The organism is Burkholderia sp. AU31652, from assembly GCF_002223155.1.
Lineage (GTDB): Bacteria > Pseudomonadota > Gammaproteobacteria > Burkholderiales > Burkholderiaceae > Burkholderia.
Genome location: NZ_NKFG01000004.1, coordinates 1,012,546 through 1,038,402, shown reverse-complemented (window position 1 = coordinate 1,038,402; position 25,857 = coordinate 1,012,546). Strand labels below are relative to the sequence as shown.

Sequence of the window (25,857 nt, the reverse complement as noted above, 5' to 3'; positions counted from 1 at the left end):
CGAGGCGGGTGAGGTCAGCCCGCCGCGCGGCCGCGGCCTGCCGGTTGCACGTCGGTTGCATTCCGGCAGGCGGAATTGGCTTTTGGAAACTGAAAACTGTTGACAATGTGACGGGCCGAGGGTATACAAGGATCATTCGCCGATATGGCGCCCTCGTTCTCTACCGCAGCCTTGCTGCCTGCCCGACCATGACAGCCCCGAACGCGCTCAGCGCTATCGAACTCCTGCAAAGCCAGTCGCTCGCGATGATCGTCCAGGACATGCTCGAGCGCGCGATCGTCTCCGGCGAATATGCGCCCGGCGAGAAGCTCAACGAAGTCGAGATCGCGACCAAGCTGAACGTGTCGCGCGGCCCCGTGCGCGAAGCATTCCGCGCGCTCGAGCAGGCCGGCCTGCTGCGCAACGAGAAGAACCGCGGCGTGACGGTGCGCGTCGTGCCGCTGCGCGAAGCCGAGGAGATCTACGAAGTGCGCGCGATGCTCGACGAGTCGGTCGCGCGCGCGCTCGCGAAGCGTATCTCGCCCGACACGCTGAAGGTGCTGAAGGGCATCATCCAGTCGATGAAGGACGCCGCGAAGACGCACGACGTCACGCGCTATACCGAGCTGAACGTGCAGTTCCACGATGCGATGGTCGTCGGCGTCGGCAATACGCATCTCACCGATACCTACCGCCGGCTCGTGCGCCAGCTCGGCCTGCTGCGCCAGGCGGCAATCGAGGCCGAAGAGGATGCAATCGCCGTGTCCGCGGCCGAGCACGACAAGATCGTGCAGGCGCTCGCGGGTGGCGACGAGGAGCAGGCGGTGGCACTCGTGCGCGAGCACGTCACGCACGGCCTCGCACGTATGCGCCGCACGCACGAGCAGGGGCTGCCGGCGGCGGGGAAGGCGGCGCGGGAGAAGACCGTGCGCGCGTAAGCGCCCGGCAAGGCCCGCGCGGGGTGCCGCGCACGGCACAACGCAAAGGGACGCTTCGCCGCGTCCCTTTTTTCATTGCGTCTTCAGGTCATGCAGGTCCCGCAGGTCGACGCATCGTCACGCCTTGTCGGCTTTCCCCGCCGCGCTCGCGAATTTCGCGAGCCACGCGTCGACAACTGCCGGCGGCCGGCTCTCGTCCTCCGCGCGCTCCTTGCGGCGGATCGCATTGCGCACGACGTGCGCACCGACATAGCGGATCGGCTCCGGCGGGAAATGGCCCAGCGGGCCGCGCACGATCGGGCTGCGCGTCCATGCGTTGTCGAGGCCGAGCACGAGCGACGACAGGATCTGCCCGCCCATGTAGGTCGGCCCCACGCCGTTGCCCGAGTAGCCGAAGCCGTAGAACACGTTCCGCGCGTCGTCGAGGCGGCCGAAGAACGGGAAGCCGGTGACGGAGCGATCCGACGGCCCGTTCCAGCTCGCGGTGACCGGCACGCCCGCGAGCGACGGAAAGAACTCGCGCAGGCTTTGCGTGAGTTGCGCCTCGTACGGCGAGCGCTGGTCGAACACGGGCGCGATGCGGCTGCGCCACGAGAACGTGTTGCCGCCCTTGCCGAGCATCAGCCGCCCGTCGGCGGTGGTGCGGTAGTAGTAGACGAAGATCCGCGAATCGAGCACCGACACGCCGTCCACGAGCCCGGTTTTCTCGAGCAGCTCGGGGCATTTCTCGGTGATGACCATGTCGCTCGACACGACCGCGATCGTGCGCTCGAACTGCGGGAAGCGGCTTGCCATCCACGCGTTGATCGCGAACACGAGCTTGCCCGCGCGCACGCTGCCGGACGGCGTGCGCACGACGGCCGGCTGCCCGGGCGTGAAGTCGAGCATCGGCGTACGTTCGTAGATCCGGATGCCCATCGCGAGCGCCACGCGCCGCAGCCCGCGCACGAGCTTGCCGGGATGCACCGTCGCGGCGATCGGCGAGTAGACACCGTTGAGATTGCGTGCGGACCCCGAGCGGCGCGCGACCTCGGCAGGCGGCAGCGGCTCGTAGCTATGGATGCCGCACGCGGCGAGCGCGTCGAGCACCGGCGCGAGCGTGCCGACCTGCGCACGCGACGTCGCGGTGTACAGCGTGCCGTCGAGCCGCAGCTCGGCATCGATGTCGTGCGCGCGGCAGAAATCGGCGATGTGCTGCACGGCCGCTTCGGATGCTTTCACGAGCCGGATTGCCTCGGCTTCGCCGAACAGCCGCCGCAGCGTCAGGAATTTCGCGGACCATGTGAGCAGGCAGCCGCCGTTGCGACCGCTCGCACCGGCGCCGCACAGGTCGGCCTCGACGATCGCGATGTCGAGCGCGGGGTTCTGCTGCTTCGCCTGGATCGCGGTCCAGAGCCCGGTGAAGCCGCCGCCGACGATGCACACGTCGGCCTGCGTCGCACCTTGCAGTGCGGGGGCGAGATCGCCGTCGTTGAACAGCGCTTGTTCGATCCAGAAGGGTCGCATGGGAGGGTTCGTCGAAAAGGGGCCGTGCCGTGCACGGCCCGAAAAAAGACGGCCGCCGCATGCGAACGTGCATGCGGCGGGTTACATCACGTCACGTCAGGCGGCCGCTTCCGCCGACACGCGACGCACGCCCATTGCCCGCAACGTGTCGGCGATCGCGGCGACCGCGCCCGGGATGCCGGCTTCGCCGAAGTGGCCAATGCAGCCGACCCGGAACGTCTCGACCTCGGTCAGCTTGCCCGGATACAGGATGTAGCCGCGCTGCTTGACCTCCTGATAGAACCGCTTGAAGTCGTAGTTCGGATCGTCCGGTGCATGGAACGTGACGATGATCGGCGCCTGGATCGCCGGATCGAGGAACGGCCGGAAGCCGAGCGCGAGCATCCCGTCGATCAGCGCGCGATAGTTGCGCTGGTAGCGGCCGCCGCGTGCCGCGAGCCCGCCTTCGTCGACGTATTGCGCGACGGCGGCGTCGAGTGCCGCGACCACGTGCGTCGGCGGCGTGAAGCGCCACTGCGTCGTGCGCTGCATGTAGACCCACTGGTCGTACAGGTCCATCGCGAGCGAGTGGCTGTTGCCTTCGCAGCGTTCGAGCGCGCTGCGCTTCGCGATCACGAAGCCGAGCCCCGGCACGCCTTCGAGGCATTTGCCGGATGCAGCGATCACCGCGTCGAACGGCGTCGTGCGCGCATCGATGTCGATCGCGCCGAACGAGCTCATCGCGTCGACGATCAGCGCGCGGCCGTGCTTCGCGACGACCTGCGCGATGTCGTGCAGCGGGTTCAGCACGCCGGCGCCCGTTTCGCAGTGCACGAGCGCGACGTGCGTGATGGTCGGATCGGCGGCGAGCGCGCGCTCGACGTCGGCCGGATCGACGCGGCGATCCTCGCTGTAGTCGATCGTCGTCAGCTGGCGGCCGAGCACGCGGCAGATCTTTGCGATGCGCTGGCAGTACGCGCCGTTGTTCGGCACGAGCACGTGGCCGTCGCGCGGCACGAGCGTGCCGAGGGCCGCTTCGACCGAGAACGTGCCGCTGCCTTGCAGCGGCACGCATTCGTGCGTGCCTTCGCCGTGCACGATCTGCAGCAGGCGTTCGCGCAAGCGCGCGGTGATCGCGTTGAAGTCGCTGTCCCACGACCCCCAGTCGCGCAGCATCGCGTCGCGCGTGGTGTCGGAGGTCGTCAGGGGGCCAGGGGTGAGCAGGATGGGCTGGGCGGCGAGCGTCATGGTGTCTCCTTGATGAAGTCGGGACGTCACGTGAATACGGTCAAAGAATCAACGGCGATGCGGATTGCGCCAGGCCTGCGTGCGGCGCAACAGTCGATGCGAGATGCACGCGAACAGCACGCACGCGAACGACGACGTCGCGAGCACGAGCGTGGCCATCGCGGCGGCCGGGCCCATCTGGCCCGCGTCGTCGAGGTTCAGGATCGCGACCGAGGCGGGCTGCGTGTCGGGCGAGTAGAGGAACGCGACGGCCGAGACCGTCGTCATCCCGTTCACGAACAGATAGCGCGCGATCAGCAGGATCGCCGGCAGGCATACCGGCACGGTCACGCGCAGGAAGGTCTTGTAGAACGGCACCTTCAGCGACGCGGACACGGCCTCGAACTCGCTGTCGATCTGCCGGAGCGCGGTGACGGCGGTCAGGTGGCTCGATGCGTAGTAGTGCACCACCGTGACGATCGCGAGCAGCCACAGCGACCCGTACAGCCCGTTCAGCGGATTGCCGGGCGCGTTGAACAGGAAGATGTAGCTGATGCCGAGCACGAGCCCCGGCACGCCCATCGGCAGGATCGCGCACAGCGCGATGAAGCCGCGCAGCCAGCGCGCGCCGCGGGTCTTCTCGATCAGGTAGGCGCCGCCGAACACGACGATCGTGCCGCCGAGCGCCACGGTCGCGGCCATCCGCAGGCTGTTCTTGTACGCGTCGAAGATGCCGGCGCCGATCAGCCCCATCTCGTAGTGCTGCAGCCCGACGCTCATCTGGTACGGCCAGAACTTCACGAACGACGCGAACACCGAGATGCCGACCACCGCGATGAAGAACGCGCACACGATGCCGCAGTACGCGAGCATCGCGGCGTCGAAGCCGCGCGACGGCTTCGGCTGGTACGGCGTCGAGCGTGCGCCGAGCTGCGACTGCTGGCGGCGGCGGATGAAGAAGTCGACGCCGAACGCGACGAGGGCCGGACACAGCAGCATCAGGCTCACGACCGCGCTGCGGTTGAAATCCTGCAGGCCGATGATCAGCTTGTAGATGTCGGTCGACAGTACGTTGTACGAACCGCCGATCACCACCGGCACGCCGAAGTCGTTGATGCACATCGTGAACGCCACCATCGTCGCGCTGATCAAGCCGTACTTCGCACCGGGCAGCGTGATCGTGAAGAACTTGCGGATGCGACTCGTGCCCATCGCGTCGGCGGCCTCGTAGAGCCGGCCGTCGGCCAGCGACAGCGCGGTGACGAGGATCATCAGCACGTGCGGGAACGACGCATACACCATGCTCAGCACGATGCCCGGCAGCCCGTAGATCGAATGGCCGTGCAGCAGCGGCTTGAGCAGCCCCGCGTTGCCGAACCCGTAGATGAACGACACCGCGGACAGCAACGTCGGCGCGAGCAGCGGCAGCAGCGCGATCGTGCGCGCCGCGTTCTTCAGCGGCATGCACGAGCGCGTCAGCGCGTAAGCGAACGTGAACGCCATCGGCACGACGATCGACGTGACGAGCGCGCCGACCGTCAGTGAATGCAGCATCGAGCGCAGCACGCCGCTGTCCTCGAGATACTCGACGAAGTTGTGCGCGCCGACGAAGCGCCCGTCCGCATCGACGAAGCATTTCTGCACGACGAGCGCGAGCGGCAGCAGCAGGAACATCGACATCAGCGCGGCCATCGCGACGAGCGCGAGCTGCGCGATGCGGTCGTGCCAGTGCGTGATCTGCCGCACGTCGGCGGGGGCGGAGGCGCCGCGGCGGCGCTCGGTCAGGACGGTGCTCATTGCAGTCGCTCCTTCGCGCTCGGGAACACGCGGACATGCTCGCGATCGAGCGCGAGGTCGATGCGCGCGCCGGCCTGCACGCCGGTGCGGTCGACGTCGTGATACGACAGGTCGGCGACGATCTCCTGGCCGTCGAGCCCGTCGATCCGGAAGCTCACGCGGCAGAACGCGCCGAGGAATTCGAGCTTCTCGACGCGGCCGGCCAGCACGTTGTCGGCCGTCTCGCCCGGCACGCGGATGCGCAGGTCCTCGGGCCGCACGTAGACCGACACCGCCGCGCCTTGCGCCGGCCGTGCCGTGCCATGGCGGCAGTCGAGGCCGACCGCGCCCGCGCGCAGCGAGCCGTCCTGCGCGACTTCGGCGGGAATCGTGTTGACGCGGCCGATGAAGTCCGCGACGAACGGCGACGCGGGCTGCCGGTAGATTTCGAGCGGCGTGCCGATCTGCTCGATCACGCCGTGGTTCATCACGACGATGCGATCGGCCATCGACAGCGCTTCTTCCTGGTCGTGCGTGACCATGATCGTCGTCACGCCGAGCCGCTGCTGCAGCGCGCGGATCTCCTGGCGCAGCCGCACGCGCACCCGCGCGTCGAGCGCCGACAGCGGCTCGTCGAGCAGCAGCAGGCCAGGGGAGGTGGCGAGTGCGCGCGCCAGTGCGATGCGCTGCTGCTGGCCGCCGGACAGCTGGCCCGGATGCTTGCGATGGCTGTCGGGCAGGCCGACCAGCGCGAGCAGCGTGTGCACGCGCTCGTGGATCGCGTCGCGCTTCATCTTGCGGTTCACGAGCCCGTACGCGACGTTGTCGTACACGGTGAGGTTGGGGAACAGCGCGTACGACTGGAACACGATCCCGTAGTCGCGCAGTTGCGGCGGCAGCCGCGAGATGTCGCGGCCGTCCTGCATGATGTGGCCGGCGTTCTGCGTCTCGAGCCCCGCGATGATCCGCAGCAGCGTAGTCTTGCCGCAGCCGGACGGCCCCAGGAAGCAGATCATTTCGCCCTTCATCACGCTCAGGTTGATGTCGGTCAGGACCTGCGTGTCGTTGTACCGCTTCTCGATGCGTTCTACGCTCAGATAAGGTGCCATGCGCGCCTCCATGCTGGGGCGGCCCGGGGGCCGGATTCGACGATGGAAAGGGTGGCGCGGGGCGGCGCGCGGCGCGGCCCCGCGGCGGGTCGCGGTATTACTGCTGCGCTTTCGCGCCGTAGCGCTTCTGCCACGTATCGAGAATCGACTGGCGGTTCTTCGCCGACCACACGAAATCGTTCTTCACGAGCAGATCCGAGTAGTTGTCGGGGATGCCGGCCAGCTTGCGCGCGACGCCCGGGTACGCGACGATCGCCCACCAGCGCGCGGTGATCTGGTTCGCCTCCTTGCTCGCCATGAAGTCGGCCAGCTTCTTAGCGGCGTCGGGCTGCTTCGTCGTCTTCATGATCGCGGTGCCTTCCATGTCCCAGCCGAGCCCTTCCTTCGGGAACACGAGATCGATCGGCGCGCCCTGCGACTGCAGTTCGTGGCCGCGGAACTCGAACGAGATGCCGATCGGGAATTCGCCGGTGCCGGCGAGCGTGCACGGCTTCGAGCCCGAGTGCACGTATTGCGCGACGTTCTTGTCGAGCGCGTCCATGAATTTCCAGCCTTTGTCGTCGCCGAAGGTCTGCAGCCACGCGGTCACGTCGAGGTAGCCGGTGCCGGACGAAACCGGGCTCGGCATCACGATCGCGCCTTTATAGACAGGCTTCGTCAGGTCTTCCCACGACGTCGGCTTCGGGATGCCCTTCGCCTGCGCGGCGACGCGGTTGTAGCAGATCGTCGCGCCCCACACGTCCATGCCGACCCAGTGCGGCGGCGTGTTCGCGTCGCTGTACTTGCGCGTGAGCTGGTCGAAGCCCTTCGGCGCGTACGGCATCAGCATCCCCTGTAGGTCGAGCAGCGTCAGGCTCGACGCGGCGAGGCCGAGCACGACGTCCGCGCGCGGGTTGTTCTTCTCGGCGAGCAGCTTCGCGGTGACCGAGCCGGTCGAGTCGCGAACCCAGCGGATCTCGATATCGGGGTTCGCTTTCTCGAACGCGTCCTTGTAGGGCTTCATCGCCTCGTCTTCCAGCGCGGTATAGACGAGCAGCGACGTCTTCGCGTGCGCCGCCTGCACCGCGCCGAGCGCGACCGCCGCGGCCAGCGCGAAACGGGCCGCGCCCGCCGCCCATGCGTTCAAACGCTTGTTTACCGGCACTTCGTTCATCTTCAGACCCCTTGACTGTGGCGCCGCGGCACGCGGCGGATGAGTGGAGACCAGCCCTCTTGCTGCACCGTTGTTTTGCTTTCTGTTCTCTGCATGTTGTTGACAATCTACAAATCATCAATTTTAATGTCAAGCATGGAAAACACCTCCCTTCGGCGCGGCGCGGGCGCCGACGGCTCACCCCTTCGACCTGAAAGGAATGAACGTCATGAATGAAACGCCTGTATCCGTGGAAGTGAACGGCCGCCGCTACAACTGGATGAGCCGGCCCGTGGTGGTCGTCTGCGTCGATGGCTGCGCATACGAATATCTGGAAGAAGCGGCCGAGGCCGGCGTCGCGCCGTTCCTGCGCACGCTGCTGAAGCCGGGCACGGCGCTCAAGGGCGAGTGCGTGGTGCCGAGCTTCACGAACCCGAACAACCTGTCGATCGTGACAGGCGTGCCGCCGGCGGTGCATGGGATAAGCGGCAACTACTTCTACGATCGCGACACCGGCGCCGAAGTGCTGATGAACGATCCGAAGTACCTGGTCGCACCGACCGTGCTCGCGACCTTCGCGGAGCAGGGTGCGAAAGTCGCGGTCGTCACCGCGAAGGACAAGCTGCGCCGCCTGCTCGGCAAGGGGCTGAAGGGCATCTGCTTCTCGTCGGAAAAGGCCGATGAGGCGAGCATCGAGGAAAACGGCATCGACAACGTGCTCGAGCTGGTTGGCAAGCCGGTGCCGAGCGTGTACAGCGCGGACCTGTCGGAATTCGTGTTCGCGGCCGGCGTGCGCCTGCTCGAGACGCGCCCGATCGACCTGATGTACCTGTCGACCACCGACTACGTGCAGCACAAGTGCGCGCCCGGCACGGAAGGCGCGAACGCGTTCTACGCAATGATGGACACCTACCTGCAGCGTCTCGACGCGCTCGGCGCGATCGTCGCGATCACGGCCGACCACGGGATGAACGCGAAGCACGACGACGAAACCGGCGAGCCGAACGTGATCTACCTGCAGGAGCTGTTCGACGAGTGGCTCGGCGAGGATGCGGCGCGCGTGATCCTGCCGATCACCGATCCGTACGTCGTGCACCACGGCGCGCTCGGCTCGTTCGCGACCGTCTACGTGCCGGCGACGGCCGACGCCGAAGCGCTGCGCGCACGGCTCGCCGCGGTCGACGGCATCGAGGTCGTGCTGACGGGCGCCGAGGGTTGCGCGCGCTTCGAGCTGCCGCCGGCACGGATGGGCGACCTGATCGTGATCTCGAAGCAGGACGTCGTGCTCGGCACGCGGCGCATCAAGCACGACCTGTCGGGTCTCGACGTGCCGCTGCGCTCGCACGGCGGGATCTCCGAGCAGATCGTGCCGCTGATCTTCAGCAAGCCGGTCGCCGGCGACGTCTCGGGCCGCGCGCGGCTGCGCAACTTCGACATCATCGACATCGCGCTCAACCATCTGCAGTGATGCGCACGCATCCGTAAGGGGACACACTCATGAACGCCATTGCAGCATCGACGGACGTCCGCGAGATTCGTCGCGAAGCACTGCGAATCGACGGAGAACGGATTCATCGGGACGCGGTAATCGAAGTGCGCAACCCGTACGACGGCGAGCTCGTCGGCACCGTGCCGAAGGCGACGCTGGACGACGTGCGGCGCGCGTTTGCCGCCGCACGTGCGTACCGGCCGACACTGACGCGCCACGATCGTGCGGCGATCCTGCGCCGTGCGGCCGACATCGTGCGCTCGCGCACTGCCGAGATTGCAGCGCTGATCACGGCCGAGGCCGGCTTGTGCATCAAGGATTCGACGTACGAAGCGGGCCGCGTGGCCGACGTGCTGACGTTCGGTGCCGGGGAAGTGCTGAAGGACGACGGGCAGATCTTCTCGTGCGACCTGACTCCGCACGGCAAGAAGCGCCGCGTGTACACGCAGCGCGATCCGCTGCTCGGCGTGATCTCGGCGATCACGCCGTTCAATCACCCGATGAACCAGGTCGCGCACAAGATCGTGCCGTCGGTGGCCACCAACAACCGGATCGTGGTGAAGCCGTCGGAGAAGGTGCCGCTGTCGTGCTACCTGTTCGCGGACATCCTGTACGAAGCCGGCCTGCCGCCGCAGATGCTGCAAGTGCTCACCGGTGATCCGCAGGAGATTGCCGACGAGCTGATCACGAACCCGGCGATCGATCTCATCACGTTCACGGGCGGCGTATCGATCGGCAAGTCGATTGCGTCGCGGATGGGCTACCGGCGCGCGGTGCTCGAACTCGGCGGCAACGATCCGATCATCGTGATGGAAGATGCCGACCTCGACGAAGCGAGCACGCTTGCGGTATCGGGCTCGTATAAAAACTCGGGCCAGCGCTGCACCGCGATCAAGCGGATGCTCGTGCACGAGTCGGTGGCCGATCGCTTCACGGAGCTGGTGGTCGAGAAAACCAGGGCGTGGTCGTACGGCAACCCGGCCGATCCGTCGGTGGACATGGGCACGGTGATCGACGAAGCGGCCGCGAAGTTCTGCGAGCAGCAGGTGAATGACGCAATCGCACGCGGTGCGCGGCTGCTGGTCGGCAACGTGCGCAACGGCGCGCTGTATTCGCCGACGGTGATCGATCGCGTGACGCCCGACATGCCGCTCGTGAAGTACGAAACCTTCGGCCCCGTGTCGCCGATCATGCGCTTTCGCGACATCGACGACGCGATCCGGATGTCGAACAGCACCGACTATGCGCTGTCGTCATCGGTCTGCACGAACCGCTTCGACCACATCACGCGCTTCATCACCGAGCTGGAAGTCGGCAGCGTGAACGTGCGCGAGGTGCCGGGCTACCGGCTCGAGCTGACGCCGTTCGGCGGCGTGAAGGATTCGGGGCTCGGGTACAAGGAGGGCGTGCAGGAAGCAATGAAGAGCTTCACGAATACGAAGACGTATTCGCTGCCGTGGTAAGCGACGCGCGATGCGCGCGCGCCGGCTCGAAGGCCGGCGCGCGGAGATTCCCCGGGCGGATGCGCCCGCGATGGCCGCCAGGCGACGGTCAATCGTCGTCGTCGTGGTGGTGATGTCGCCAGCCGCGATGCCAGCCGTTGTCGTGACGGTAGCGGCGATAGCGATATTCGCCGTAGTACGGGCCGTAATAGGCGGGTGCCGGCTCGTACACGACGGGCGGCGGCGTGTAGTAGACAGGCGGCGGCGCCTCGATCACCGGCCCCGGCACGCCCAAGTACACGCCGACGTCGGCGTGCGCGAATGCGCCTGCCGACAGGCAGGCGGCCGCGAGTCCGACGGCACTGGAGAACAGGAAGCGTTTCATTTGCCGTTCACTCCGTTCGCGGGGCAAGGCCCGCGAGCAACAGGTTGACCTGCCTTCATGGTACGTAGCGCATGCCGAACGGGTGATACCACGGTGTCGCTTCTGTAACCGCCGGTAACGAATCGTCGGATCATTGCCGCGCTGCATCGCGACGGATTTCATCTGAGGGATGAGGGGGCTGGCCGGCGCGTTATTCGTCGCGCTCATATCGATAGCCGATTTGCGTTTTTGCCGGGCCTCGACGCGTCGGTAGAATTCGCGGACCTCTCGAACGGCATACATGTGCCGCGGGACCATTCCCTCCAATCATTCGGGGTCCGCACCATGAAATTCCTTCGCTCCATCCTGGTCGTCGCCATGCTGCAGGCCGTTTCGGTCACGAGCGCACTGGCTGCCGACGACCTGTCGCAGATCAAGTCGTCCGGCGTGTTCCGGGTCGGTACCGAAGGCACGTACGCGCCGTTCACGTACCACGACGAAACCGGCAAGCTGACGGGCTTCGACGTCGACATCGCGACCGCGATCGCGCAGCGCCTCGGCGTGAAGCCGCAGTTCGTAGAAGGCAAGTGGGACGGGCTGATCGCGGGCCTCGACGTGAACCGCTACGACGCGGTCGTCAACGAAGTGTCGATCACCGACGCGCGCAAGGCGAAATACGATTTCTCGACGCCGTACATCACGTCGCGCGCGGTGCTGATCGTGCGTGCGGACAACACGACGATCCGCTCGTTCGACGACCTCAAGGGCAAGAAATCGGCGAACACGCTGACCAGCAATTTCGGCAAGCTCGCGGCCGCGCACGGCGCGGACGTCGTGCCCGTGCAGGGCTTCAACGAATCGATCGACCTGCTGAGCTCGGGGCGCGTCGACGCGACGATCAACGATTCGCTGTCGTACCTCGATTTCCGCAAGCACAAGCCGGACGCGAAGCTGAAGATCGCGGCGACCGACACGGGCGGCGCGAGCGACGCATCGGGCGTGCTGCTGCGCAAGGGCAGCCCCGCGCTGGTGGCCGCGATCGACAAGGCGCTCGCGGACATCAAGGCCGACGGCACCTACGCGAAGATCTCGCAGAAGTATTTCGGCCGCGACGTGTCGCAGCCGTGACGCGAGGCTGAACGATGCCGGCCTGGCTTCACCTGATGGCGGAATCGCTGCGGCCCCTGCTCGTCGCGGGGCTCGTGTTCACGGTACCGCTCACGCTCGCGTCGTTCGCGATCGGCCTGTTGCTCGCCTTCGGCGCGGCGCTCACGCGGCTGTTCGGGCCGCGCTGGGCGCAGGCCGCCGTCCGTTTCTACATCTGGCTGTTTCGCGGTTCGCCGCTGCTCGTGCAGCTGTTCGTAATTTTCTACGGGCTGCCGAGCGTCGGCATCGTGCTCGATCCGCTGACGGCCGCGGTGATCGGCTTCTCGCTGAACGTCGGCGCGTACAACGCCGAGGTGATCCGCGGCGTGATCGAATCGATTCCGAAGGGGCAGTGGGAAGCCGCGTACTCGATGGCGATGACGCGCCCGCAGGCGCTGCGCCGCGCGATCCTGCCGCAGGCCGCGCGCGTCGCGCTGCCGGCGCTGTCGAATTCGTTCATTTCGCTCGTGAAGGACACGTCGCTCGCGGCCGTGCTGACCGTGCCGGAAATCTTCCAGGCCGCGCAGCGGATCGCGGCCGTGACCTACGAGCCGATGATTCTCTATACGGAAGCCGCGCTGGTCTATCTGCTGCTCAGCTCGGTGCTGTCCACGCTGCAGCGTCGCCTCGAAATCCGCTTCGGCCGTCATGCGCTGTTCCAGGCGGAACTGCGATGATCAGGCTCGAACGCATCGACAAGTCGTTCGGCACGCACCGCGTGCTGCAAGGGATCGACCTCGCGTTGCAACCCGGCAGCGTGACGGCGCTGATCGGGCCGTCCGGCAGCGGCAAGAGCACGCTGCTGCGTTGCGTGAACCTGCTCGAAGTGCCCGAGGCGGGCACGCTGACGGTCGGCGACGCCCGCATCGACTTCTCGCCGGCGCAGCGGCCGGCGCGCGATGCCGTGTTCGCGGTGCGACGCCAGACCGGCATGGTGTTCCAGAACTTCCAGCTGTTTCCGCACCTGAGCGTCGTGCAGAACGTGATGGAAGGGCTCGTCACCGTGCAGCGCTGGCCGCGCGAGCGGGCCCGCGAACGTGCGCTCGCGCTGCTGGAAAAGGTCGGCATCGCCGACAAGGCCGACGCGTGGCCCGGCGCGCTGTCGGGCGGCCAGCAGCAACGCGTCGCGATCGCGCGTGCGCTCGCGCCGTCGCCGCAGGCGCTGTTGTGCGACGAGCCGACGTCCGCGCTCGATCCGGAACTGTCCGTCGAAGTGGTCGAGGTGCTGCGCCAGCTCGCACGGGAAGGCACGACGATGCTGATGGCCACCCACGACCTGCGCCTGGCCGCGTCGATTGCACACGACGCGGTGTTTCTCGCGGAAGGCCGCGTTGTCGAAGCCGGTGCGTCGCGCGACCTGTTCGGCGATCCGCGCGATCCGCGTACCGCGAAATTCATCTCGACGCTCGCGCAGGGCGTGCCGGTGTTCTGACGCGGCACACGTGACATGCGACATGCGACATGCGCTTCGGCGGGCGTCAACCTTGCCCTGATGCGTCGAGCACCGCCGCGACGATCGCCTCCGGCGCATCTTCCTGCACCAGATGGCCTGCGCCCGGCACCCGAATCAGCTGGCCGTGTGCGATGCGATCGGCCAGCGCCTGCCCCTGTTCGAGCGGAATCCACGCGTCGTCCTCGCCCCACACGATGCGCACCGGAAAGTCCGGCGGCGCGTAACGGGCCTCGGCTTCCTCGATGTAGCGCTGGCGCATCTGCGCGATCTGGCGATAGAACGCGGCCTGCCCGTCGGGCGTGAGCCACGGCGCGCGGTAGATCGACAGCGCGTCGTCGCTCAGCGGCCGCGCGACCGCCTTGCCGAGATACGCCGACACGAGCGCGTGATGCGCATACGCGGGCAATCCGATGAAGGCGGCTTCGTGCTGCGCGACATGACGCACGAACGGCGAACCCTGCGGCGCGATCGCGACCGGATTCACGAGCGTGAGATCCGCATAGGCGACGCCGTCGAGAAAGTGCGCGCGCAGCACGGTTGCGCCGCCGTAGTCGTGCGCGAGTACGCAGGGGCGCGAGATGTTCCACTCGTCGAGCAGCGCGCCGAACAGCCTGTTCTGGCGGCCGAGCGACACGTCCGCGTCCGGCATGTCGGACTGACCGTAACCGAGCAGGTCGTAGAAGAACACGCGATGACGCCGCGCGAGCCACGGCGCGATCCGGCGCCACACCTGCGACGAAAACGGCGTGCCGTGCACGAGCACGAGCGGCGGGCCTTCGCCGATCGTTCCCCAGGCAATCCGGTGGCCTTCGAAAATGAAGCGGTTGGCGAGTTCGAGCATCGGCCTCTCCGTGCTAACCTGTTTTGGTTGTTAATAGGTTACTCCTGATTGCCCGGGTATGAAACCGATAGGTGAAAATAAATGGTTACTCGACACGAGTCCGCGCGGGCCGCGCACGCATGGGGTTCAGCCGATTTCGTCGGCGGCCATCCGGCGCTCGATTTCCTCAACACGGTGGCCGATACGGGCAAGACGCGCGACGCGGACAAGCTCGTCGACTGGCCGGCCGTGCATGCGTGGGCGGAACGATCGGGGCTGCTGGCGCCGGCCGATCTGGCGCGGCTGCTGCGTCATGCGCGGCAGGACGACGCGGACGCGCTGGCGGCGCTGCATCGCTTTCGCGAGGATGCCTACACGGCAATCTCGCACCTGACGGCCGGAGGCGGCGGCACGACCGGCGCGCGCGCGGCGGACCGGCTCGCCGTCGCGATTCGCGAGGCGATCGGGCGCAGCGCATTCGATGCGGTCGACGGCCGGTTCGCGTGGCGGCCCGACGCGCGTGCCGCGTCGCGCTGGGTCGACGCGGCCGCACTCGGCTTCGAGCAACTGCTGCGCAGCGACGATTTCGCGCGGGTGAGGCAGTGCGGCCGGTGCACGTGGTTCTTCGTCGATCGCGGCCGCGGCGTCGGGCGCCGCTGGTGCGACATGCGCACATGCGGGAACCGCGCGAAGGTGGAGGCGTTCAGGGAGCGGTGACGCGCGCGCCGTACCGCTTGTCGTGCCACGCGATGTGCGGCCGGCGCGCGAGCATCATGGGGCGACCTCGTGCGACCGATGCTCCGGCCACAGCGTCGCGGCGACGAACAGCCCGGCCGCGAGGAACGGCGCACCGATTGCGAGCAGGATGGCCGTGAGGCCCCAGCGATCCCAGAAGCGGTCGACGACCGCGCGCTCGGGGGTGACGGGGTCGTACAGCACGTTGACCGCTTCGCCTTCCTGCAGGCCCGGATGCGACGCCGCCGCGCCCTGGGCGAACGTGATCCGGCGTCCGCTGTCGGTCGTGAACGCGACGATCGCCGAATACAGCGACGTGCGCGAGCGGGCCGATCGCGCATTTTTTGCGATCTCGACGACGTGGCCGGTTGAGCGCGCGTAGTGGTGGGCGATCTGCCACTGACGCAGGCCGGCTGCGCCGGCACCGGCAATGAAGCCCGTGCCGATCGTGATCGGAATCAGCACGATCGCGATATCCCAGCGGCGTCGCGCCTGCTTGCGCTCGGCCCGGGCGGGCGGCGCATCGGATTGCATGCGGTGGCGCTTGCCGGCGATCAGCAGGGCGCCGATCGCGAACGACGCGACGGCGAGCAGCGCCGCCACCGCCGCCGGAAACCAGCGTTGCGCGAAATCGTCGATCAGCGCGGGGCGCTCGGGATGGACGGGATCGAGCAGGACCTCGACGTTCTCGCCGATGTCGTAGGCGGGGGTGGTCGACGCGGTATTGCCGGCGACCTCGCGGCGCTGACCGTCGTTCGCGAGATACGCGACGATCGGCCGGTACGCGCGCATCGCGTCGCTGTCCTGCACGATACGGACGACCGTGCCCGGCGTGCGGACCAGATGACCGGTCGCCTGGCCGGTCATGACGGCGAGCACGCCTGCCAGTACGAGCAGTACGACGCCGAGCGCCATGGCGACAAGTGCGTCCTTACCCGGCATGGCCGGATCCGGTTCGTGCGTCGCACTGCGGATGCCGGTGTGATCGGGGGAATGGCGTGTCCTCACGGACCGGCCGATATCGGCGCAACCAGGCTCTCTGAATGGTCGCGTCTCGGTTACATGCTTCCATGTCTGACGTCCCATGTTCTCTCAGTGCCGGCGGGCAAACGGCAGTGCCTGCGCCGGTCGTGTGATATTTGTCGGACGATTCTAGCGGAAACGATGTGGAACAGGCGTGCGATGGCGTACTGCGACAGGGCGCACGCCGCGCGTGCGGCGGCGGAAAAGGAAAAAGCCCGGTTAGCTTTCGCTAACCGGGCTTCGGAATTCCTGGTGGGGCGTGAGTGACTCGAACACTCGACCTACGGATTAAGAGTCCGCTGCTCTACCAACTGAGCTAACGCCCCCAACAGAAGAGAGATTATGCACGGGTATTTCGGGTCTTGCAAGCCCTTTCTGCAAATTTCCTGAAAATATTTCGTCACCACGACGGCAGTTGCCGGCCCGATCACGAGCGATCGCAGTTTTCGCGCTCCCGGTATGATGACGCCACACGTGTTGCGCGGCGGTCGCGCAACGCTTTCTGGGCTTCCCGAAGATGGACGAAAACGCAGTCCGCGAATTGCTGGATCGCCTGCTGGCCCCCTGGGTCCGCTCGCTCGGTCTGGTCCCCGTGTCGATCGGCGACGACAGCGTCACGCTGCGCCTGCCGTTTTCCGGCGAATTCCGCCATTCGGGCGGCATCATCTGCGGTCAGGTGTTCACGGCGGCCGCCGACACCGCGATGGTGGTCGCGATCTCGGTCGCGCTCGGCGAGTTCCGGCCGATGACCACCGTATCGCTGAACACGAACTTCATGCGGCCCGTGCGCAAGGGCGACGTGCTCGTCACCGCACGCGTGCTGCGGATGGGCCGCAATCTCGTATTCGGCGAAGTCGAACTGTTCGACGAGGACGGCAAGATGGCCGTTCACGCGACGTCGACCTACGCGCTCGTCAGCTGAGCGGCGCGATGTTCGACCAGATCGTCTTTGCGGGCGGCGGCAATCGCTGCTGGTGGCAGGCTGGCTTCTGGGACGTCGCCCAGCCGGCGCTCGGCCTGCGCCCGCGCGTGATCACCGGCATCTCGGCCGGCGCGGCGACCGCGTGCATGCTGTATACGCGCGACGCCGCCTGGGTGATGCGCTATTACGAAGAGGCGCTGCGCCACAACCGGAAGAACGCGTACTGGGGCAACCTGTTCGGGCGCGAGCCCGTGTTTCCGCATTACCGGATTTACTGCCAGGCGCTGCTCGACATCTACGGCGAGCCGTTCGCGAAGCTTGCCGCTGCGCCGGAGATCCGCATCGGCGTGTCGCACGTGCCGCGCTGGCTCGGCGCGCGCAGCGCGGTGGCCGCCGGGCTCGTCGCGTACAACATCGAGAAGTACGTGCGCAAGACGCTGCACCCGACGCTCGGGCGCTCGCTCGGCTTTCGGCCGGAATTCGTGCGCGCGCAGGCCTGCACGCGCGTCGACGATCTCGCCGACCTGATCCTGCAGTCGTCCTGCACGCCGCCGTTCACGCCGGTGCTGCGCCGCGGCGGCCGGCCCGTGCTGGATGGCGGGATGGTCGACAACGTGCCGGTCGACGCGCTCGACCCGACGCCCGGCGACGTGCTGGTGCTCGTCACGCGGCTGTACCCGCGCCCGCAGATGTTCACGGTCGCGCACGGCGAGCAGCGACGGCTGTACGTCCAGCCGTCGAGCAAGGTGCCGATTTCGAGTTGGGATTACACGAGCCCGTCGCAGATGCGGCATGCGTACGACCTCGGGCGGCGCGACGGCGAGCATTTCCTCACGCGCGTCGGCGCGATGACGGGCGGCCGCGTGGCCGCCTGAAGACGGGAAGCAGGAAGAGCAGGAAGCGGGGCCGCGCGGCAGGCGCGGCCCGCGGCGCTCAGCGCACGCGGCGCGGCGTCAGTGCTTCCGGGTTGACGACGCTCGACATGTCGCCCTGGTCGAACGCCAGGATGTTCCGGAATGCCGCGCTGAAGTAGAGCTCGTAGCTTTCGCGCTCGACGTAGCCGATGTGCGGCGTGCAGATCACGTTTTCCATCCGCAGCAGGCTGTAGCCCTGCAGGATCGGCTCGCTCTCGAACACGTCGATCGCGACCATCCCCGGGCGGTTGTGCGACAGCGCGTTGACCAGTGCATTTTCCTCGAGCAATTCGGCACGGCTCGTGTTGACGAGCAGCGACGTCGGCTTCATCCGCATCAGGTCTTCCTGCTTCACGATTCCGCGCGTGTCGTCATGCAGGCGCAGGTGCAGCGACAGCACGTCGCTCTGCTCGAACAGCGCTTCGCGGCTTTCGGCGGCCGTATAGCCGTCGGCGCGCGCGGCCTCGAGCGAATGCTCGCGGCCCCAGATCAGCACGTTCATCCCGAACGCCTTGCCGTAGCCGGCGACGAGCCGCCCGATCTTGCCGTAGCCCCAGATGCCGAGCGTCTGGCCGCGCAGCACCTGGCCGAGGCCGAAGTTCGGCGGCATCGCCGACGTCTTCAGGCCCGACTGTTGCCACGCGCCTTGCTTCAGGTTCGCGACGTATTGCGGAATGCGGCGCTGGGCGGCCATCACGAGCGCCCAGGTCAGTTCCGCGGGGGCAATCGGCGAGCCCGTGCCTTCGAGCACGGCGATGCCGCGGTCGGTACACGCCTCGAGATCGATGTGGCTCGAAATGCGGCCGGTCTGGCTGATCATGCGCAGGTTCGGCAGCTTGGCGAGCAGTTGTGACGAAATCGGGGTCCGTTCGCGAATCAGCACGAGCGCCTCGACTTCCGCCAGACGGCTGGCGAGCTGTCCCAATCCGCGCACCGTATTGTTGAAGACCTTCACGTCGTGGTCGGCAAGCATCTCGAAGCAGTTCAGCTTGCGGACGGCGTCCTGGTAGTCGTCGAGGATGGCAATTTTCATGGTGAGCGGGTGTCGCGCGTTGAAAGCGGCGGTGGCGGCGGCGCACGTCGCGCACCCGTCCCGCCCGGCCGGGGCCGACATGATGCTACGTCGGCCGCCTTCATGGGGTCTTTTTAACAGGTTGTTACGCTCCGCCGCAATTGGCGGCGGCCTGACCCGGCACCGCTTGCGCGGCGGGCGGAAGGGTGCGCTGTTGTGTCGCATCAAATACGTCCTTCCTGATTCGGCCACTTACTCGACGAGGTTCACCCAATTGTTGCTCCAATCAGAATAATTGGATCAACTATCCGCATAAGGCGAGGATTTTTGACTATTTTTATCGTCAACCGGGGCCTTGTTGAGCAACTCTGCATCATTTCCGCTGTCGTAGGAGAATTACGCATTTGCTTCATCTTTTTGAAGTTGTAACAGCGGCAGGAGTCGTTTATGGATCATTTGCAGTCGATGCGCGTGTTCGTCAAGGTTGCAGATCTCGGCAGTTTTGCGCGGGCCGCGAGTGCAATGGATATCTCCAACGCGGTCGCGACGCGTCACGTCGCCGATCTGGAAGGCCGGCTCGGCACGCGTTTGCTGAACCGCACCACGCGCAGCCTTTCCCTGACGGAGTCGGGCCAGGTCTATCTGGAGCGTGCTCGCCAGATCCTCGATGAGCTCGAGGACGTCGAGCAGATGGTCGTTGCGCGCAATCACGAGCCGGTCGGAACGTTGCGCATCGTTGCGCCTGTCGTGTTCGGCCTGCACAACCTCGCGCCCGTGTTGCAGTCGTACACGGAGAATTTCCCGAAAGTGGTGCCGGATCTCACGCTGGTCGACCGGCAGGTCGATCTCGTCGAGGAAGGCTTCGACGTCGGCATCGTCGTCACGCGCCAGATGCGCAGCGCGAGCATCGTCACGCGGCGCCTGACCACCGGCTGCATGACCGTGTGCGCGACGCCGAGCTACCTGGAGAAGCACGGCGTGCCGACCCATCCGGAGCATCTCGCCGAGCACCCGAGCCTGAGCCTGCCGACCGAATACTGGGGTGACGAGCGTGTGTTCACGGGGCCGGACGGCGAAGTGCGCGTGCGCCCGACCAATGTGATCGTCGCGAACAACACCGCGATGCTGCGCCAGTTCGCGCTGCTCGGAATGGGGGTCGCGATTCTGCCGAGCTACCTGATCGGCGGCGATATCGCGCGCGGCGCGCTCGTGCGGCTGCTGCCGGATTTCCGGCTGCCGCAGGTCGAGATCAACATCGCTTACCCGAGCCGGCGCCATCTGCCCGCGAAGGTGCGGACGTTCATCGACCACCTCGTCGAGCATTTCAGCCACTCGACCGACGCGACGATGGGCGAGCAGTGGGCCGCGCAGAGTTCGGCGCTCGCGCCGATCGGTGTCGAGACGCGTGCCGAGCAGCCGGAAGCGGCCGACCCGAACCTGTCGCCGCGTCTGCCGCGTTCGCCGCGCACGCGCGTTGCGGCGCCGTCGCCGCTGTAACGGCACGACGGCCTGGCGGCGGTTGCCGCCGGCACAAAGAAAAACGCGGATCGAGCAATCGATCCGCGTTTTTTTATGGCTGCCTGCCAGAGTTCGGCATGGCCGGGGAGCCCGGCCGCCAGGCCGTCACGAGCCCGTCTTGCGCGCCGTCGTCTTGCGGGCGGCGGTCTTGCGAGCCGGTGCCGGTTTCTCTTCGGCGCCTTCCGTCACGGTTTCGGCATCCTTCGTCGCCGATTTTGCCGTCTTCTTCGCGGCAGCGGCCTTCGGCTCCTTCTTCTCGAACTCGAAGCCGATCTTGCCGTCCGGCTGCTTCACGAGGAAGGCCTTGAAGTTGCGTCCCGTGCGCGACGACTTGAAGTTCGGCAGCAGATCCGTGCGGCCGTCGGCCAGCAGCTTGCCCATCTGCTCGCGCGTGATTTCCTGCTGCAGGATCACCTTGCCCGAGCGGAAATCGCAGGTCTTCGGGTTGGCCACCGAGTGCTCGCACACGTAGCTCATCCCGTGCTCGAACACGCGGCCCTTGCACTTCGGGCACGCGCCGACCGGCTCCTGTGCGGAAAAGTCGGGCGCTTCGCCTTCCTCACCGCCGGTGTCCTGGCCGAAATCGAACTCGAGCTTGTAGTTCTTCGTCTCGTCGTCGAAGGACAGCTTGAGGATCGCCGAGAACGGGCGGCCCATCTTGCTGCGGAAGCCGGACAGCGGGCCGATCGTCTTCTCGCGCAGCAGCTCCTCGACTTCCGCGATCTCGAACTGCCGGCTGCCCGGGATCTTCGAGATCGAGAACTCGCACTTCGTGCACGCGAAGCGGCGGTAGTTTTCCTTCACCTGGCCGCCGCAGTTCGGGCACGGCGTCTCGAGCGTCGCGTAATCGCCGGGGATCGTGTCCGAATCGTATTCCTTCGCGCGCTTCACGATCTGCTGCGTCATGCGGGCGATTTCCTGCATGAACGCTTCGCGCCCGAGGTTGCCGCGCTCCATCTGCGACAGCTTGTATTCCCATTCGCCGGTAAGCTCGGGCGCGGTGAGTTCCTTCACGCCGAGCCCGCGCAGCAGCGTCATCAGCTGGAATGCCTTCGCGGTCGGGATCAGTTCGCGGCCTTCGCGCACGAGGTATTTCTCGCCGAGCAGGCCTTCGATGATCGCCGCGCGCGTGGCCGGCGTGCCGAGGCCCTTCGCGGCCATCGCCTCGCGCAGTTCGTCGTCCTCGACGAGCTTGCCGGCACCTTCCATCGCGGACAGCAGCGTCGCTTCCGAGTAGCGTGCGGGCGGCTTCGTGACGAGCGCGACGGCGGCGATTTCGTCCGTCTTCACCTTCTCGTCCTTCTGCACCGGCACGAGGTTCGCATCCGCGCCTTCGGCGTCGCGGCCGTACACCTGCAGCCAGCCCGGCTCGACCAGCACCTTGCCTTCGGTCTTGAAGTGATGGCCGGCGACTTCGGTGATCCGCGTCGTGACGCGGAATTCGGCGGCCGGGAAGAACACGGCGAGGAAGCGCTTCACGACCATGTCGTACAGCTTCTGCTCCGGCTCGGACAGCGACTTCGGCGCCTGCAGCGTCGGGATGATTGCAAAGTGGTCGCTGATCTTCGAGTTGTCGAAGATCCGCTTGTTCGGCTTCACCCAGCCCTTGTCCAGCACCTGCTTCGCATGCGGCAGGTAGTTGTTGCTCTCCTTGAGCATCTCGAGCGTGGACTGGACCGTCGACAGGTAGTCTTCCGGCAGCGCGCGCGCGTCGGTACGCGGGTAGGTCAGCACCTTGTGCTTTTCATACAGCGCCTGCGCGAGGCCGAGCGTGTTCTTCGCGGAGAAGCCGAAGCGGCTGTTCGCTTCACGCTGCAGGCTCGTCAGGTCGAACAGCAGCGGCGACAGCTGCGTCGACGGCTTCGATTCCTCGGAGACCGTGCCGATCTGGTCGCGGCACGCGGCGACGATCGTTTCGGCCGCCGGCAGGCTCCACAGGCGGGAGTCGCGCTTCTCCGGATCGAATTCGTCGCGCTTGAATTTCGGGTCGTACCACTTGCCTTCGTAGAAGCCGCCCGCGCACGCGAATTCGGCCTTCACTTCCCAGTAGTCGCGCGGGACGAAGCGGCGGATTTTCTCTTCACGTTCGACGACGATCGACAACGTTGGCGTCTGAACGCGGCCCACTGTCGTCAGGAAGAAGCCGCCGCCCTTGCTGTTGAACGCGGTCATCGCGCGGGTGCCGTTGATCCCGACGAGCCAGTCGGCTTCCGAGCGGCAGCGTGCGGCGTCGGCGAGCGGCAGCATGTCCGCGTCGCTGCGCAGGTTCGCGAAGCCGTCGCGGATCGCCTGCGGGGTCATCGACTGCAGCCACAGGCGCTGGACCGGCTGCTTCGCCTTCGCATGCTGCGCGATCAGGCGGAAAATCAGCTCGCCCTCGCGCCCCGCGTCACATGCGTTGATCAGGCGGTCGACGTCCTTGCGCTTCAACAGCTTGGTGAGCACCTTGAGGCGCGACTCGCTTTTTGCGATCGGGTTCAGGTCGAAATGCGGGGGGATGACGGGCAGATGCGCGAAGCTCCATTTCCCGCGCTTGACCTCGTACTCTTCCGGGGCGGCGATTTCCAGCAGGTGGCCGACAGCGGACGAAAGGACGAAATCGTCGCTCTCGTAATACTCGTCATGCTTGGTAAAGCCGCCCAAAGCGCGTGCGATGTCGTTCGCGACAGAAGGCTTTTCCGCAATGATCAGTGCTTTGGACATGACAGGTGTGTGTTGGTAGACCGGGTTCGCCGGTTGTGGGTCCCTTTTACGACCGCTTTATAGCACACGCCGCAGCAATGGCGGCTCAGCGCGTAAAAAGCGGCTCATCATAGAGGGGGGGCGCAACGGCGGCAAGCGCCCGGCGCGGCGGGGCGCGCAAACGCGCGCTAAACCACCGGCCGGCTCGCGAATTCAGGCTTCGACGGCCAGGATGTTGCGCAATTTCGGTGCGTGCGGCGCACCGGGTACCGCGCTCAGGTCGGACAGCATCCGCTCGACGATCGCCGCATGCGGCAGCACCGTGCCGAAGAAGCGGGCGGTGTGGGTATCTTCGATCAGGATGGTCGGGAAGTTCTCGACGTCGAGATCGTCGAGCTGATCGGCATGCGTTTCGATGTCGATCCAGGCAAAGCAGGCATCCGGATGCGCGTCGGCGAGCTGGTCGAAGGCCGTCCGGTAGTCGCGGCACGTGCCGCACCACTCGGCGCACAGGCAGGCGACGAGCAACGTGCCGGGATCGGCGAGGCGCTCGGCGATCCGATCCGCATCGGTGTCGAGATTCAGCGCGGGCATGGGTTTCCTTGGGTATCGTCGGCGGCCTGGCCGCCCCTATGCGGGGGAATGTAGCACGCCGTCCACGGGCGAGGTGCGCGCTGCGTCAAGCCGCGTGAAGCGCCCGCCGGGGTGGCTGGCGACGCGGCCGGCCAGTTCCAGCGCCAGCAGCGCGCGGTGCAGTACGTCGTCAGGCAGGCCGCTGTGCTCGGCGAGCCATTCGTAGGTGACGGGGCCGTATCCCAATGCGGCAAGCACGGCCTGCTCGGCTGGGGTGGTGGCGGGCAGCGGTGGCGCCGGCGACGGTGCTTCGTCTGGGGCGGACGCGGTGGCCGGAACGGCATCGCCATTGTGGATAACATCGGCCGCGGCACGCTGAGTGGCGGTTTCGGTTTCGCGGAGGCTGCCGGTGCCCGCGCACGGATGCCCGGAACACGCCGCACCGCCCGCCGTGCCGGCCTTCGATTCACCCAGCCCGTATTCCTCGAGCACGTCGAGCGGCGCCGCCGTGAGCTTCGCACCGTCGCGAATCAATGCGTGGCAGCCCTGCGCCAGCGGCGCATGGATCGAGCCCGGCATCGCGAACACATCGCGCCCCAGTTCGTTCGCGAGCCGCGCGGTGATCAGCGAGCCGGAGCGCGGCGCGGCCTCGACGACGAGCGCGCCGATCGCGAGCGCGGCGATCAGCCGGTTGCGCTGCGGGAAGTGGGCGGCGCGGGCCGGCGTGCCGAGCGGCCATTCCGACACGATCGCGCCGTGCGCGGCGATCTCGTGGGCGAGCGCGCGGTGCCGCGCCGGGTAGACGAGATCGGCGCCGGTCGCGATCACCGCGACCGTGCCCGACCGGCCGTCGAGCCCGCCACGATGTGCGGCGGCGTCGATCCCGAGCGCGAGGCCCGATACGATCGGCAGCCCGGCATCGGACAGTTCGCGTGCGAAGTGCGTTGCGTCCGCGAGCCCTTGCGGCGTGGCGTGGCGGCTGCCGACCACGGCGAGACTGCGCGCATGCAGCAGGTCGAGCCGGCCCTTTACATATAGCAGCAGCGGCGGATCGTGCAGGTCGCGCAACCGCGGCGGGTAGGCCGGATCGTTGAGCGTGACGAGCGCATTGCCCGGCGCGTCGAGCCACGCGAGCGCGGCGTCGGTGCGCGCGTCGAGATCGCCGCGCTCGCTTGCGCGCACGGCCAGGGCGGCGGCGGCGCTGGTGACGGCGGTGATGGCGTGGTCGGGCGCACGCAGCAGCGCGTCCGGCGAGCTGAACGCATCGAGCAGTGCCTGCAGTGCGGCCGGGGCGAGGCCGGGCGCATGCGCAAGCTGCAGCCACGCGCGCACGGCGGAGGGGCTCAGCGCTTGCGGCGACATGAGGCGCCCCTCGAATGCGGTGGCCAGCGGACCGCGTGGCGCCATGATAAAATTTTCATCATCCGAAATACTCGACAGGGCCGCGCGCGCAGGCGCCCGGCCAATTGCAGGAGGCGTGATCCGCGGCATTGATTCGCCGCGCGTCCGCCTCATCTTCATTGCATCCCGGCGGCAGCGCCAGCCGGCCGGATGGCCGATGCGGCACGCCGCTCCACCGAATACCGAACGCCATGGCTTTACTCAATATTCTTCATTACCCCGACAAGCGGCTGCACAAGGTCGCGAAGCCCGTCGACAAGGTCGACGACCGGATCCGCAAGCTCGTCGCCGACATGGCCGAGACCATGTATGCGGCGCCGGGCATCGGCCTTGCCGCCACGCAGGTCGACGTGCACGAGCGCGTGATCGTGATCGACGTCTCCGAGGAGAAGAACGAGCTGCGCGCGTTCATCAACCCGGAGATCGTGTGGTCGAGCGATGCAAAGCAGATCTATGAAGAGGGCTGCCTGTCGGTGCCCGGCATCTACGACGAAGTCGAGCGTCCCGATCATGTGCGCGTGCGCGCGCTCAACGAGCAGGGCGAGACTTTCGAGCTCGACTGCGAGGGCCTGCTGGCCGTGTGCATCCAGCACGAGATGGATCACCTGATGGGGCGCGTGTTCGTCGAATACCTGTCGCCGCTCAAGCAGACGCGCATCAAGACGAAGATGAAGAAACTCGAACGCGCGATGTAACGCGCGTTCGCCTTGCCCGACC

23 protein-coding genes and 1 tRNA gene are annotated in these 25,857 nt (G+C 67.0%); 11 read left to right on the top strand and 13 right to left on the bottom strand.

What is annotated here, in order from left to right; genetic code table 11:
• Nucleotides 1-188 precede the first annotated feature (188 nt).
• Entirely contained in the window at nucleotides 189-917 is a 729-nt protein-coding gene (locus tag CFB40_RS17290; protein WP_089426612.1) for a phosphonate utilization associated transcriptional regulator, read from the top strand.
• 117 nt (nucleotides 918-1,034) lie between these two features.
• On the opposite strand, the gene CFB40_RS17285 is transcribed toward CFB40_RS17290, so the two are convergent.
• The 5 genes from CFB40_RS17285 to CFB40_RS17265 all read right to left on the bottom strand — a co-directional run bounded on the left by CFB40_RS17285 (nucleotide 1,035) and on the right by CFB40_RS17265 (nucleotide 7,667).
• The gene (locus CFB40_RS17285) at nucleotides 1,035-2,423 is read right to left on the bottom strand and encodes an FAD-dependent oxidoreductase (protein WP_089431858.1); all 1,389 of its coding nucleotides are present in this window, start codon (nucleotides 2,421-2,423) and stop codon (nucleotides 1,035-1,037) included.
• Between the two features lie 96 nt (nucleotides 2,424-2,519).
• Nucleotides 2,520-3,650, bottom strand: a complete 1,131-nt coding sequence (locus CFB40_RS17280; protein ID WP_089426610.1) for a 2-aminoethylphosphonate--pyruvate transaminase — start codon at nucleotides 3,648-3,650, stop codon at nucleotides 2,520-2,522.
• Nucleotides 3,651-3,698: 48 nt separating this feature from the next.
• A complete protein-coding gene (locus CFB40_RS17275; protein ID WP_089431857.1) occupies nucleotides 3,699-5,426 on the bottom strand; it encodes a putative 2-aminoethylphosphonate ABC transporter permease subunit in 1,728 nt (575 codons plus the stop codon).
• Nucleotides 5,423-6,514, bottom strand: coding sequence for a putative 2-aminoethylphosphonate ABC transporter ATP-binding protein (locus CFB40_RS17270; protein ID WP_089426675.1), 1,092 nt, complete (start codon nucleotides 6,512-6,514; stop codon nucleotides 5,423-5,425). Before CFB40_RS17270 ends, CFB40_RS17275 begins: the two co-directional genes overlap by 4 nt.
• 97 nt (nucleotides 6,515-6,611) lie before the next feature.
• Complete coding sequence (locus CFB40_RS17265; protein WP_089426608.1) at nucleotides 6,612-7,667, bottom strand: putative 2-aminoethylphosphonate ABC transporter substrate-binding protein; 1,056 nt, start codon at nucleotides 7,665-7,667, stop codon at nucleotides 6,612-6,614.
• Between the two features lie 208 nt (nucleotides 7,668-7,875).
• Between CFB40_RS17265 and phnA the strand changes: the two genes are divergently transcribed.
• Complete coding sequence (phnA, locus tag CFB40_RS17260) at nucleotides 7,876-9,114, top strand: phosphonoacetate hydrolase (RefSeq protein WP_047852694.1); 1,239 nt, start codon at nucleotides 7,876-7,878, stop codon at nucleotides 9,112-9,114.
• Between the two features lie 29 nt (nucleotides 9,115-9,143).
• Nucleotides 9,144-10,598, top strand: a complete 1,455-nt coding sequence (gene phnY, locus CFB40_RS17255) for a phosphonoacetaldehyde dehydrogenase (protein ID WP_089431856.1) — start codon at nucleotides 9,144-9,146, stop codon at nucleotides 10,596-10,598.
• An 88-nt stretch (nucleotides 10,599-10,686) separates the two neighbouring features.
• Here the strand turns inward: phnY and CFB40_RS17250 are convergent, their stop codons facing one another.
• Nucleotides 10,687-10,962 (bottom strand): hypothetical protein, encoded by a 276-nt coding sequence (locus tag CFB40_RS17250; protein WP_089431855.1) that lies wholly within the window; start codon nucleotides 10,960-10,962, stop codon nucleotides 10,687-10,689.
• Nucleotides 10,963-11,286: 324 nt separating this feature from the next.
• On the opposite strand from CFB40_RS17250, the gene CFB40_RS17245 reads away from it, so the two are divergent.
• From CFB40_RS17245 to CFB40_RS17235, 3 genes are read left to right on the top strand one after another with little or no spacing between them, the layout of a single operon-like run.
• Nucleotides 11,287-12,069 (top strand): amino acid ABC transporter substrate-binding protein, encoded by a 783-nt coding sequence (locus CFB40_RS17245; protein ID WP_043185191.1) that lies wholly within the window; start codon nucleotides 11,287-11,289, stop codon nucleotides 12,067-12,069.
• A 14-nt stretch (nucleotides 12,070-12,083) separates the two neighbouring features.
• Nucleotides 12,084-12,764: an amino acid ABC transporter permease gene (locus tag CFB40_RS17240; RefSeq protein ID WP_089426605.1), complete on the top strand. Its 681-nt coding sequence runs from the start codon at nucleotides 12,084-12,086 to the stop codon at nucleotides 12,762-12,764.
• Nucleotides 12,761-13,519 carry an amino acid ABC transporter ATP-binding protein gene (locus CFB40_RS17235; RefSeq protein WP_089431854.1) on the top strand — a complete coding sequence of 253 codons (759 nt, stop codon included), beginning with the start codon at nucleotides 12,761-12,763 and terminating at the stop codon, nucleotides 13,517-13,519. Before CFB40_RS17240 ends, CFB40_RS17235 begins: the two co-directional genes overlap by 4 nt.
• A 46-nt stretch (nucleotides 13,520-13,565) precedes the next feature.
• Here CFB40_RS17235 and CFB40_RS17230 read toward each other — a convergent pair whose 3' ends face one another.
• Nucleotides 13,566-14,381, bottom strand: a complete 816-nt coding sequence (locus tag CFB40_RS17230; RefSeq protein WP_089431853.1) for an alpha/beta fold hydrolase — start codon at nucleotides 14,379-14,381, stop codon at nucleotides 13,566-13,568.
• A gap of 81 nt (nucleotides 14,382-14,462) precedes the next feature.
• Between CFB40_RS17230 and CFB40_RS17225 the strand changes: the two genes are divergently transcribed.
• Nucleotides 14,463-15,077, top strand: coding sequence for a CGNR zinc finger domain-containing protein (locus CFB40_RS17225; protein ID WP_089431852.1), 615 nt, complete (start codon nucleotides 14,463-14,465; stop codon nucleotides 15,075-15,077).
• Between the two features lie 54 nt (nucleotides 15,078-15,131).
• Here the strand turns inward: CFB40_RS17225 and CFB40_RS17220 are convergent, their stop codons facing one another.
• Nucleotides 15,132-16,181 (bottom strand): DUF3592 domain-containing protein, encoded by a 1,050-nt coding sequence (locus tag CFB40_RS17220; RefSeq protein ID WP_089431851.1) that lies wholly within the window; start codon nucleotides 16,179-16,181, stop codon nucleotides 15,132-15,134.
• A gap of 187 nt (nucleotides 16,182-16,368) precedes the next feature.
• Nucleotides 16,369-16,444: transfer RNA gene (locus tag CFB40_RS17215), tRNA-Lys, on the bottom strand.
• A 191-nt stretch (nucleotides 16,445-16,635) separates the two neighbouring features.
• Between CFB40_RS17215 and CFB40_RS17210 the strand changes: the two genes are divergently transcribed.
• Complete coding sequence (locus CFB40_RS17210) at nucleotides 16,636-17,040, top strand: PaaI family thioesterase (RefSeq protein WP_059232891.1); 405 nt, start codon at nucleotides 16,636-16,638, stop codon at nucleotides 17,038-17,040.
• Nucleotides 17,041-17,048: 8 nt separating this feature from the next.
• Complete coding sequence (locus tag CFB40_RS17205; protein WP_089431850.1) at nucleotides 17,049-17,915, top strand: patatin-like phospholipase family protein; 867 nt, start codon at nucleotides 17,049-17,051, stop codon at nucleotides 17,913-17,915.
• 58 nt (nucleotides 17,916-17,973) lie between these two features.
• Here CFB40_RS17205 and CFB40_RS17200 read toward each other — a convergent pair whose 3' ends face one another.
• Nucleotides 17,974-18,987: a D-2-hydroxyacid dehydrogenase family protein gene (locus CFB40_RS17200; RefSeq protein ID WP_089426599.1), complete on the bottom strand. Its 1,014-nt coding sequence runs from the start codon at nucleotides 18,985-18,987 to the stop codon at nucleotides 17,974-17,976.
• Between the two features lie 426 nt (nucleotides 18,988-19,413).
• On the opposite strand from CFB40_RS17200, the gene CFB40_RS17195 reads away from it, so the two are divergent.
• Nucleotides 19,414-20,463, top strand: coding sequence for a LysR family transcriptional regulator (locus tag CFB40_RS17195; protein WP_089426598.1), 1,050 nt, complete (start codon nucleotides 19,414-19,416; stop codon nucleotides 20,461-20,463).
• A gap of 126 nt (nucleotides 20,464-20,589) precedes the next feature.
• Here CFB40_RS17195 and CFB40_RS17190 read toward each other — a convergent pair whose 3' ends face one another.
• The 3 genes from CFB40_RS17190 to dprA form a co-directional block, all read right to left on the bottom strand.
• Nucleotides 20,590-23,187, bottom strand: coding sequence for a DNA topoisomerase III (locus CFB40_RS17190; protein WP_089426597.1), 2,598 nt, complete (start codon nucleotides 23,185-23,187; stop codon nucleotides 20,590-20,592).
• Between the two features lie 192 nt (nucleotides 23,188-23,379).
• The gene (locus CFB40_RS17185; protein WP_039353754.1) at nucleotides 23,380-23,760 is read right to left on the bottom strand and encodes a thioredoxin family protein; all 381 of its coding nucleotides are present in this window, start codon (nucleotides 23,758-23,760) and stop codon (nucleotides 23,380-23,382) included.
• Nucleotides 23,761-23,796: 36 nt separating this feature from the next.
• Nucleotides 23,797-25,146: a DNA-processing protein DprA gene (gene dprA, locus CFB40_RS17180; RefSeq protein ID WP_179255281.1), complete on the bottom strand. Its 1,350-nt coding sequence runs from the start codon at nucleotides 25,144-25,146 to the stop codon at nucleotides 23,797-23,799.
• Nucleotides 25,147-25,331: 185 nt separating this feature from the next.
• On the opposite strand from dprA, the gene def reads away from it, so the two are divergent.
• Complete coding sequence (gene def, locus CFB40_RS17175) at nucleotides 25,332-25,835, top strand: peptide deformylase (protein WP_089431848.1); 504 nt, start codon at nucleotides 25,332-25,334, stop codon at nucleotides 25,833-25,835.
• The last annotated feature ends 22 nt before the right edge of the window (nucleotides 25,836-25,857 follow it).